General features: G+C 62.0%; 11 protein-coding genes. 2 read left to right on the forward strand and 9 right to left on the reverse strand.

Translation table 11 applies throughout. The annotated features are described in order from the left end of the window. Window positions 1–4 precede the first annotated feature (4 nt). From AC3IT0_RS12620 to AC3IT0_RS12645, 6 genes are all read right to left on the reverse strand, one after another. Complete coding sequence (locus AC3IT0_RS12620; protein ID WP_489323786.1) at window positions 5–823, reverse strand: Mu transposase C-terminal domain-containing protein; 819 nt, start codon at window positions 821–823, stop codon at window positions 5–7. 163 nt (window positions 824–986) lie between these two features. Continuing rightward, entirely contained in the window at window positions 987–2006 is a 1020-nt protein-coding gene (locus AC3IT0_RS12625; protein ID WP_489319918.1) for a tyrosine-type recombinase/integrase, read from the reverse strand. Then, on the reverse strand, window positions 1996–2967 hold the full coding sequence (locus tag AC3IT0_RS12630) for a tyrosine-type recombinase/integrase (RefSeq protein ID WP_489320143.1): 972 nt from the start codon (window positions 2965–2967) through the stop codon (window positions 1996–1998). The genes AC3IT0_RS12625 and AC3IT0_RS12630 overlap by 11 nt, the downstream gene beginning before the upstream one ends. Beyond that, the gene (locus AC3IT0_RS12635; RefSeq protein WP_489319920.1) at window positions 2964–4208 is read right to left on the reverse strand and encodes a tyrosine-type recombinase/integrase; all 1245 of its coding nucleotides are present in this window, start codon (window positions 4206–4208) and stop codon (window positions 2964–2966) included. Before AC3IT0_RS12635 ends, AC3IT0_RS12630 begins: the two co-directional genes overlap by 4 nt. A 58-nt stretch (window positions 4209–4266) precedes the next feature. Then, on the reverse strand, window positions 4267–5523 hold the full coding sequence (locus AC3IT0_RS12640) for a hypothetical protein (protein ID WP_489320144.1): 1257 nt from the start codon (window positions 5521–5523) through the stop codon (window positions 4267–4269). Further along, window positions 5520–6281, reverse strand: a complete 762-nt coding sequence (locus AC3IT0_RS12645) for a TnsA-like heteromeric transposase endonuclease subunit (RefSeq protein WP_489320145.1) — start codon at window positions 6279–6281, stop codon at window positions 5520–5522. Before AC3IT0_RS12645 ends, AC3IT0_RS12640 begins: the two co-directional genes overlap by 4 nt. 496 nt (window positions 6282–6777) lie before the next feature. Between AC3IT0_RS12645 and AC3IT0_RS12650 the strand changes: the two genes are divergently transcribed. After that, window positions 6778–7122, forward strand: a complete 345-nt coding sequence (locus AC3IT0_RS12650; protein ID WP_489320146.1) for a hypothetical protein — start codon at window positions 6778–6780, stop codon at window positions 7120–7122. 151 nt (window positions 7123–7273) lie between these two features. On the opposite strand, the gene AC3IT0_RS12655 is transcribed toward AC3IT0_RS12650, so the two are convergent. Further along, a complete protein-coding gene (locus tag AC3IT0_RS12655) occupies window positions 7274–8047 on the reverse strand; it encodes a metallophosphoesterase family protein (protein WP_489320147.1) in 774 nt (257 codons plus the stop codon). 361 nt (window positions 8048–8408) lie between these two features. Further along, window positions 8409–8615, reverse strand: a complete 207-nt coding sequence (locus AC3IT0_RS12660; RefSeq protein ID WP_489320148.1) for a hypothetical protein — start codon at window positions 8613–8615, stop codon at window positions 8409–8411. A gap of 89 nt (window positions 8616–8704) precedes the next feature. Between AC3IT0_RS12660 and AC3IT0_RS12665 the strand changes: the two genes are divergently transcribed. Next, a complete protein-coding gene (locus AC3IT0_RS12665; RefSeq protein WP_489320149.1) occupies window positions 8705–9049 on the forward strand; it encodes a helix-turn-helix domain-containing protein in 345 nt (114 codons plus the stop codon). Window positions 9050–9449: 400 nt separating this feature from the next. On the opposite strand, the gene AC3IT0_RS12670 is transcribed toward AC3IT0_RS12665, so the two are convergent. Further along, the gene (locus tag AC3IT0_RS12670) at window positions 9450–10616 is read right to left on the reverse strand and encodes an EcsC family protein (protein WP_489320150.1); all 1167 of its coding nucleotides are present in this window, start codon (window positions 10614–10616) and stop codon (window positions 9450–9452) included. Window positions 10617–10755 lie beyond the last annotated feature (139 nt).

Genomic DNA, 10755 nt, shown 5'->3' on the forward strand with positions numbered 1-10755 from the left:
TTCTTCAGACCTCCTTTTCGATGCCGAATGCTTCGTCCGGCTCCCAGTCGTCAAGGTTCCAATCATCGACCTGGCCGTCCGCCCGATTGGTCCTGGTGGCGGCGGGTGCCTCGTCGTCAACAGCGCGAAGGGAGGCACGACCCGTACGGGCCGTACGGCCCTGCACTTCGTCGAGGTGCTCGGCAAGCTCGGCCCGCTCGGCTTTTGCGGCTTCCTTCTTCCACTGCCTGTGGGCGCGGTCGATCAGTGAGATAGTTTCTCCGAGGCCGTCATCGGGATCAAGGGGATGGAAAGTGCTGCGCACCTGCCCCGCCAAGTCCCACATCCGTCGGGAGTGAGGCGTGTCCACGCGACGATCGCGCCAGTCGCATGCGACGTACTCGTCAGTCTGGTCGATGTAAACCCAGATTCGGCTGGGGTCGTTGGGCTGGTAACGGAGCTCGTATTTTTTCTTGCCCAGCAACCCCGAGGATCGGTGTTCCGCCAGCGCGGGAGAGTCGTAGGTACGCCGACCAAACTCTACGCCGTCCTTCTGTATCGTGCGCTCGTCGACGGGCATTAGCGATATGTAGTCGCGTTCACTCAGTGGCATCGGTACGTATCCGACGAATGGAAACATCGCTGCGTACATCGCGTTTGGGCTCAGCGGCGGTGCCGAGGGATGACGAGGGTCACGCAACCCCTCCATTGGACTGTTCTGCCAGACCTGAGCTACCCAGGCATCGAAGAGCCAAATCAGTTCCTCGACATCTAGAAGGTCCTCGCGCTCCGGCTGCTGACCGCGCGCCTCGACGGTGCCGCCCGTCTGGCCGGGCAGAAGCATCACGAACCTGGTCTTGATTGTGTGGAACGCCCGCTCCACGTTGGCTTTGTCTGTATAATCCCGAATTCGGGATTAGAAAGAATATCCCGAGGATTCTGTTATCCCGAGTTGTTGCCGCGCTGTGCCTGTGGGAGCGGCCTTGGGGCGGTATTCCTCGGGATAACTATTTGAGTCCGGCGAGGCGGAGGATCAGGTCGTCAGGTCCTTTCCAGATGGGGGCGAGGTCGGGTGTGGTGCTGGCGGCTTTCTGGATTGCCTCGCGCACCATCTGGTTATCGGCCGAGGCGTAGATGCTGGTGGTGGCAATGTTGGCGTGACCGAGGAATTCTTTGATGTGGGGAAGGGGCACGCCGGCGCGCAGCATCTGCATGGCGCGGGCGTGCCGCAGCTGGTGGGCATGGATCCGCCCGGGAATCTCCGGACAATGCTCTCGCGCGGCTGTGGCGTGCTTGTTCAGCAGGTAGGTGATGTTGTCCTGGCTCATCGGTTGGTGTTGGCCTGCCCGGATCGTGTAGAAGAAGGGCGCTTCCGGTTCGGGCGTGCCGGAGTGGAACACGTTCAGGTATTGGTTCAGGTGGCGGCCGGTTTTGTCCATGATGGGGATCGTTCTGGTCTTCTGGCCTTTCCCTGTGAGCGTCACGCGCCCGCTTCCGGGGGTGGTGTCGATGTCGGAAGGCGTCAGGTCGAGGACTTCCTGGATTCGGGCGGCGGTATCGAAGATGAGCAGGATGATGGTGGTGTCCCTGAGTCCATGGCTGGTGTGTTGTCCTGGTGCTCGGATCAGCGCCTCGACGGCGGGCATGGTCAGCGCGTCGGGTGCATGGGCCGGTGCTCGGGCTGGCCGGATTTGTTTGATATCCAGCCAGATCGCGACGAGTGCCGGGTCCTCGCCGGCGCAGTAGGAGAGGAAGGACTTGATCGCGGCTACCCGTTGGTTCGCTGAGGAGGCTGCCATGTGTTTGGTATCGAGCAGCCAGGTGGTGAACCCGGTGATGGTGGCGTGGTTGATGGCGCCGAAGGTGATGTCGGCCAGCTCCAGGTGCCGTGTTTCGCGAAGATAGGCGAGCAGCGTGTTCAGTGCGGTCTTGTAGGAGCGGATGGTGTGCGGGCTGAGCCTGCGTGCCCTGGGAAGGTGGATGGTCAGCCAGGTGCGGACGAGGCGGAAGAAATCATCAGATCCCATGGGATGCCTCCGGGAGAGTGGATTCGATGCCGGTGTTGGCGAGCCTGCGCAGCTCGGGATGGAAATCGGCTGCAAGGTGGAAGTAGTACCAGGTGTCTTCGGTGCTGCTGTGCCCAAGATGAAGACTCAGATAGGCCACCAGCGCTTCCGGGTCACGGCCGGCGCGCACCCACCTGTTGATGCTCTCGATCACGTGGGCGTGGCGAAGGTCGTAGGGGCGCGGCGGTGAGCCGGGGCTGGACACGACTGCCGGGCCGGCGGTGGTCAAGAGCTCGTGAAACCAATAGTCGATGCTTGATGCGTGGTAGAAACCGCCCGATCGGTTGGGGAAGAACGGCATCCGGTCTGGGTGGTACGCGCTGATCGCAGCGTCATAACTGCGGCAGTAATCATGCAGGTCCGGCGACATGAACACGAGCCGGTCCTTGTGCCCTTTGGACTCGCGGATACTGACCGTGCCCCGGGCCAGATCAACATCATTTCGATACAGCCGCCGGGCCTCTCCCGGCCGCAGGCCCAGGCAATAGATCATCCGGAATATCACCGGGATGATCAGATGCCGTTGCCAGCCGAACCCGGAGGCCCGAACCTGGTCGGCCGCGTCAAAGATCGCCCGCAGCTGCTCGCGCGAGAAGATGTGTGGGCGGTAACGGACCTGTCTGCCCGGAATGCCCGACGGGATGACATACGCGGCGACACCGAGACCGGCCATGTGCTTGGCGAGCTGCCTGACCGGGGTGATCCGTCGCATCTGCCCGTTCACGTGCTCATCGGGGCGGCCAACGGCCCATGCCATCGCCATGTCGCGGGTCAGTGTGTGCTGTCCGGGAAAGTCCCGGGCACACATCGCATCGAAATGGTGCAGGTGCCGCTCGGACCCCTCGTAGGGCAGCCCCAACGCGTGTTTGAGCGCCAACAGGCTCTGGATATGAGGGGCCAGGCTGCTGGCGAAACCGTTCACGGCCGCGCCGTCCTCGGCTCAATGCCAGCGAAATCGAGACAGCATTCCCGCATGCGCCTTTCATCGGCCGCGAGATAGTGCTTTGCCGAGTCGATGCCCCGGTGACCGAGCGCGCCGGAGATTACCGGCAACGGAGTGCTGCCTTCGAGCATCCTGGTCGCGAAGGATGCCCGCAGCACGCGGAAACCGCGGCCAGTGCCGTTCGGTGCAGCTGTCTCGGTGCGGGCAAACGCATGCGAGGCCACGTTATACAAACCGGACGAAGGTGACAGGCCAACGTACGGGGCATGGGCTCGCAGAAACACGTGATCGTCGGCAACACCGGCGGGCCTGCTGTGGAGAAGATAGTCAGCGATCGCCTCCCCGACATCGGCCAGCAGCGGCAACGTCAGCACAGTCCCCGTCTTATGCTGGGTGAGCGCGATCTGTCCCTGCTTCCAGTCGATGTCGCTCAAACGCAAGCCCACCATGTCAACAGGGCGCAGGCCTGTTCTGGCCGCCAGCAGCAGCAAGGCCCGGTCCCGGCGGCCGGACGGTTTGGCCACGTCCGGCGAGTTCGTCAGTTCCTCAATACGGTCGGGCGGGAGCGCAACGGCAGAATTGACCCGCCTCGAGAACCGCGTCGGGACCGCCCGTGACAGCCCTGCGCAATAGCCCGAGTCCTCAAGAAAGCGGCACAACACCCGCACCACCGTCACCGCAGTCCTCATGCTCCCGGGCCGATAACGTCCGCCGAGAAAGACCACCGCCGCAGACACATCCGCACCAGAGAGCGCCCGAACATCGGCCACACCACGTTCGGGCAGCCACGCCAGCACCGCGCGGGACACCACTGAATACAAATTCCTGGTAGCCAACGCCAGCCCTTGATCGCCAAGCCAGGCCTCGAATTGCTCTTGAACCGGACGGAACGCCGCACTGAGTGCATCATTCGGATGAATCCGGCGAGACAACCCCCACCGGTACGTGCCTGTCCTCGCTACCTCGGACAGGACCAGGACCGATTTACGCCGCAGCTTTCGCTTCCACTCCTTGATCCGGCCCTCCCGGTGCTCTGCAGCGACGGCCTGCAGATACAAGGCAACGACGTCCTCCGTGAACTCGTCAACGCCCTCCCGGGAACAGAACTTCTCGAACTGGGACCATGCCCACCGATACTGCATGTGCGTCGATGGCGCATGCCCAAGGCCACTCATTGCAGCATCCGCCTGCACGATCAGCCCGGCGATAGAAACATTCATCTCCTGCTCACCTCCAAGTGAAAATCAATAGAGATGAGTCAACGAAAACACGCGATGGTTATCCCGAGGAATACCGCCCCAAGGCCGCTCCCACAGGCACAGCGCGGCAACAACTCGGGATAACAGAATCCTCGGGATATTCCGTGGGGGTTCGGACCGCCGAGCGCGTCAAGACGATCCCCAGCTGCGCGCAGGCCGCCTCGACCACCTGCGACCTGTAATCCTTGCCATTGTCAGTAACCAGCCGGTTGACAACTATTGCCGGGCGGGTCGTGTCAAGCAGCGACTTCTGGTCGTGGGTCAAGTTTTTGGCCCACGGCAGTTCCATGCGACGCAGGCGCCAAGTGTCGATCGCTGGCAACCCCGTTGGGCGAAGCGGCGGAGGCGTCATGGAGTCGGCCAGCATTGCGGCAACGTCCATACCGGTGTTCTTCTTCTTGACGCTGCTGGCCATGATCGACCGCGTGGCCTTGTCAATCATGATCGTCAGTTCGACCTTGCCGGGGCTTCCGTCAGGCATCCGCACGATCACATCGAATGGGCTCGAGTCGACTTGGACCTCGCCTCCTGGTAGTAACGCAGGACGCGGGCTGAATACCCGTTTCGGTGAGTTCTCGGCAGTCTGCCGGTTTTTCGCTGAACCAGTCGGGTCAAGATCGCCGGACAGCTCCTGAAGGACCTGAATGACCTTCTTTTTTCCCGGAAGCAAAGATTGCCTCGTCGGCCATTCGGCAAGGAACCGGACGCGCACTTCGGCGGCGAGATTGGTCCAGGTGGTCGACGAGCTACGAACTCGTTCCCGGAGCAGTCCGTCACAAGTTGCGATAACCTCGTCGGCAACACCGTCCAAGGGCAAGTAGGTTCGAGTTGATCGGCCATCAACTATCGCTGCTGGCCCGTACTTCCGGTACTCCGTGACGTACCGGCGTAGAGTGCTATTGCCCACCCGAATTCCGAGCCCTTTTAGCTCCTCCACCTTCCGGCCGTTGCGCTGGCCCTGGGGATGGCCAAGTCCATACTCGGGGCGTGGATCTCCCCCACCCGGCGCAGTTCCGTCGACCAGTTCCCGCACATGCTCTGCCAGTAGGATCGTCGCCTCGTCACTGTCGTGAAGCGCGATCATCCTAGATCTCGATGAATCAAGCGTGTCAGTTCGTCCGATAGCCAAGACCAGCTCTGTCAGCGTCGTGGACATGAAATCGTCAGACAACACATCCCGCAGACCGAACACTGTACCGGCCATAGTGGCAATCACCCACTCTCGGTCCCGGAAGGCCACGGCGTCGCCGAGCCTGAACCCACCTAATTGATTCACGATTCAACCTCTGCTGCCACGATTAGCATCTCCTCGAAGAATGGGCCATCGGAAAGGGTTACGACTTCGCGCGTCCACATCAGATGGTAAAGAGCAGCTTTGCCCGCCTCCGGCGCCCGCAAGTCGATCAGCCTGGCGGCGTCAACGAATGACCGAGGATTCCTGAGGTACGGCGTGAGGCGCTCCACTACCGGAGCAGCCAAGGCGAACCGCGAATGCCGGAACGACGACAACCACTCAAGGTTCATGGCCGCCCAGCCGGTCAAACCATGCATGATTTCGTATTCCCACCCGACCTCGCGACAGAGCGAAGCAGTCAGCTCGTATTGGGCACGAGTCGCTCCATCAATTTGGTCGGCGGACCGAACGTCGACAACTACGCCCGCCCCGTCCGAGGCACGACGGTAAAAGAAGTCGGGGTAGTGCCGGAACCGGTCCGGTCCGACTATGCAGAACGGCTGGGCCGAGATGCCGGAGAGGTCGCCAGTGTGCTCCAGTTGCATAAGGCACTGCCACTCAAGTATCGACTCATACCAGACTGACTGTCGTGTGGAAATCACCGGATAGATCCCCTCGTAGTGCCTGCGGTGCTGGTAGTTCCGGCCGGACCGGACCGCCGCGGTGTCCTCGAAGCTCATCTGGGTCAAGCCGGAGCCCATCTGCTTTTGCCTTGTCATCCCGTCGTTCTCCCACAACAGTAGGTAGCGATCGGTCGACACCACGTGCCGATACGGATCCGACGTGTCGCGCCTTCCCATTGCGCTACTCCTCGCCAACAATGGCCCGTTGAGCGGGCTGCGGCTTCTTGTTGCGTCCCACGGTGCACCTAGAGATCGGCGCATCCAGCCCGCTCGCCTCCAGCAACTGAGGGAGGCCCTGCGCCGCTGATTCCGTCCAAGGGAAAACAGCGAGGCCCAACGTATCAACCATGTTGCCGTCCCGGTCTGCAGTCTCCGCTGCATTCTTCACGTCAGCCTCCGAGCCCTGAGTCGTCCACCATCCGGCAACTCGTATGCATGTCTATTAGACATACACGCTATCCGACATCTTCTCGTTTTCGGGCCAGCCACGCCCGGGTCGCACTCTTCGACGCGACCCTTCAGGATGTGATTCCCGCAGCCCCGCCTCGTCCAGCAACACCCGGAACTACGAGGCATCTCGGCCAAGAACCCGTGTGGCGCGGCACCCTCCCGTTCCGCATGAGCCCGAATTGGACATGTCTAATTCCGCATGCGCCCGGCATAGAATCGGACCATGAGCGATCCTCGATTCCGGCCCCGCCAACTGGCAGCACCGCAGGACCGTCGGAATTTTGGCAAGGTCGCGGAAATTTCATGGCTCCATGGCGCCTCCGAATCGGAAGCATCCCAGATCGACGCCGCCCGCCTTCAGCACACTCTTGCACTCACGATCACAGGCCGACTGAGAGAAAGGGGCTACAGCATCCGCACTTACGCCGACCTTGCGGGCGTCGGATATGACCGCATGGCAAAGGTTCTCCGAGGAGAAGCTCTGATGCGACTTGAGGATGTTTCGGATGCCGAACGCCTGCTTGGCGCGGTAGTACGACCCCTAATCGAAGACAGCACGTCCCCGTAGCCGGAACACGATCGCATCGATAAGCTCGTCACCGAGCGAGTACAACTACTCGAAGCATTGGTGGGCTCCTCCAATGTGGCCAGCATCCGAGCAGGGAGATTCTTGCTGGCCCGGCCTGCCGCAGTCAGCGATCAGCCTGCGCAAGCGCGCGTCAGGAACGGATTCTCAGCGGCGTGACCTCTGGCCTCCCGTCTTCCGCCCATTGCACAAGAACGGTGTTCCCGCCCCATGAGCCCTCGTGGGCGAGGACGTGAGCGGCTGTGAGAGTGCCGTCGCCCCAGACAAGCTCTTGACTCTTGCGCTGGTGCCAGTGTCCGGAAAACAGCAGGGCAGGTTGCAGCACCTCGACCGTTCTCTGGAGCAGTCCCCGCGTGCGTTCTGCTGCAAAGGCGATGTCTGGCGGCAGCGCGAGCCCCTTGAGTCCCTTGAAAATGACCGGGGCGTCGTGCGTCAGAAGCACGTCAACTGGAGCCGATGCGATGAGCCGTTCGGCTTCCTCTGGTGTCGGTTCCTCAAGGTCGGCCCAAAGGTCTTTGCCCTCGGTTCGCCATCGCCGGTCAACACTGTATGCGCCCCCTAGGCCCCCGATGCGGATGCCATAGCGCTCGATTACAGTCCCCCGGGGCAGGTAGCTCATCCGATCGGACAGCCTCCTGGTCCCGTCAGGGAGGGGGGTGAGCTCGCGGAGTTCCTCGTGGTTGTCGTGGTTGCCGTCGATGAAGAGAAATTCGATGTCGGCATCGTCGAGCAGCTGACCGAGGCGCTTGTCGAAACGGCCCTTCTTGGGGCCCGGCCATCGAACGGCTAAGTCGCCGACGTGAAGGAGCAGGTGTACGTCCTCGCTCTTCAGCGTTCGGACTACGGCTCGGGCGATACTGAGGTCGCCGTGCCAGTCGCCGGCCACAGCGAACCGGACGACGTTCACTCTGTGAGCCTTCTGATGACGCACACGGAAGTTGTCATTCTGGTCGTCTCGATACCATCGCCCCTAACGTCGATACGGAAGACCCCCGGACGCCCGAGCTGAAGTTGGATGATTCCGAGTAAGGCCATAGTCTCCCCGTCCCGTCGAAGGGATACCGTCTCCCACTCGCGCACGGTTTGCCACTGGAAGGAGCGGGTCAGTGAGCTGGAGTGGGGTCCAACGTCCAGGACATACTCCGAAGCTGAGGCGGTTATGACTAGATAACGGCCGTAGTCGAGGTCGGTCACAGCCTCTACCAGTCCGGAGTCGATGCACTGGGCGCTAACGGGCCTTTTTGCGTTCTTGGATTGCGAAGGCTTCGTCATGCGGCCTGGCTGCTCGGAGCCGCTTCGATTTGCTGGGACGCGGAGGGGAACTCTACGGCGAGGTAGACGAGCCTTTCCTCCTGCACGTAGCCGTAGCGCAGGTCCTTCGTTTCGTCGACGTACTGCGGCATGCAGTTAAGGAAGGTGCGGAGATCGCGGATGGAGACTGAGTTCGAAAGGTCGAGTCTGACCTGTACTGCCAAGGCTGATACTCCTCGTTTGAAAGGTGATTTAGGTCCCATGTCCAACTAGTTGGACAGACAACAATGTCCCATCTTAGTGACATTGAACGATGCCCGTTCCCCGTAAGCCCTCCGCTGACCAGCTAGAGCGTTGGAGTACGCGTCGCAAGGCGGTGGGAGCTCGGATACGCGAATTGCGATTGGAACGAGGCCTGACGCAGGAGGAGCTCGGAAACGCCGCAGGAATGGATCGGAAGACCGTGCTGTACGTGGAACTGGGCCAGAGGAGTCTGGGCTATGAACGCCTCTGGGACATCTGTGCGGTGCTGGGCGTTGACATCGTCGATCTCTTTGTTCCACCTGAAACCATGCCCCAGAGAATCATTTATCGGGGTGGCCGACGTCGGCACAGAGACCGGAACTTAAGTTCTCGAGAGTCGACGCCCGAGCCCTAGCGCGGAGCAGGCCCTCACTAATTGGGCAGGAAGTTCCGCCTCCGCGTTACACAGGATCGCCCGTGCTCCAGCTGGCGATCCTGCTGCCTGGGCTGCGCTACAGCTCATCGCACGGGCATGGCGACGATCGCGAGCTTCGCTGGTACCAAAGCCGCAAGTCCTTACCCGCCTTCACGTTCCGTAGTTGCACTCCTGAGAACGGGCGGGAACGGACCTGGGGCGGCTGGCTTCTCTACTGCCGCAATGCCGCCGCTGCCGGCTCCCTCTCCCCCACCAACAGGGAAGGCCTCGCCGTTATCCCAGGCTGGGACAACCAGCCGAACCGGGGCAGAGGAGAACGGCATCTACTAGCTGCGCGCACGCTGGTGGAATTATAGTGCGAGAGGCGCTCTTGAGGTGATCATGATTCCTCGTCCGGGTCCGGTTCTTCTCCGCGCAGGTCCGGGCCGCCGGCCTCCGCCACCTCCCCCAGGATGCTGATCTCCTCGACCTCGATAACTTCGCCGTCCACTACGACGGCATCCCTGTCGGGCATCGTCACATCCTGGACCTGGTCGGCAAGGTGGGGGTACTTCTCCAGAAGGAACCTGCGCCGGAACTCGACATCCGCTACGGAGGCGATCTCATCCAGAGTGGCCCAGTTCAGGACAGAACCCAGCGCAATCCCAACACCGGGGGCCAACTTGCCGAGCCCCTTTTGGGTCAGCCGCCTGCCAAACCGATCGGCGAAGGATTTGGAGACCTTGGCAATCAGGGATGCGTCCATCAGGAAAGCCCAGGTCTTGCCGCGCATCAGCCCCTGAGTCAGCCGCGAAATGTCAGCCATGGCCGCAGCCTTCGCCCCGGCGGTTGCAGCAGTGGCTAGATTGAGGACGGACATGATGAACAGCTGCTCTCCTGGCGCATCAGGATCGAAGCCGTAGGACAGTGCGATCTCGCCGACGCAGCGGGAGGCGAGCCCGTACGTTGCTGCGGCGTCGGCAGCGAAAGCGCCGGCGATGGTGGCCCCGGAGGGTGCGGCTGCAGCCCCTGCCGACACCACCGTGGCCAGTGAGCTTCCGGAGATAACGAAGCTGGAAATTGCGCTGACAGCAGCACCACCCACGGGGTACCCCCAGGTCGATCCCCGGCCGCGGACAGCATCGATCTGCTCAAGGTCAAGGCCGCGCAGCTCGAACAGATGCTTGATCTCGTGCCCGGCCTCTTGGTGCTTGGCCACGACGCGCTTGGGTGAAAGCCCGATGCGCGCGACCTTGCCCACCGCTCTCTGCACCGAACCGACAGCAGTCCCCTGCCATGCGCTCACCGCAGAAGGGATCGCCTCGGCGACCTTTTGTTTCGTGGCACCGGCTATCTGGGCAGTCCTGGCGACCAACTCCTGCGTCCGGGCGGCCATGGCCTGGGTCCGAGGCCGGCTCTCCAAATACTCAACCGCGCGGTCATTGGCCCTGCTCAAGTAGCCAGAGGCGTGGCCCAGCGTGCTTTGTATAGCCTGCGTTGCGGGGCTCACTTTGTACTGCTGGATGCCGCGCCATGCGTTGAGCTCATAGGCCGAGGGTTCAGTCATGGCGTCAGTGTAGCGGTCCGCACAGTCCGGCCTGTCAATGGAGACTGTGAATGGCTCCCTTTGGGGACCACGGCTACTACAAGGTGCCTGCGGGTCTCATGGCGTCACGTTCGCCACTTTTGCCGCCTAGCCTGGGCCG

The sequence above is a fragment of the Pseudarthrobacter sp. KH_020_B genome, assembly GCF_057840185.1.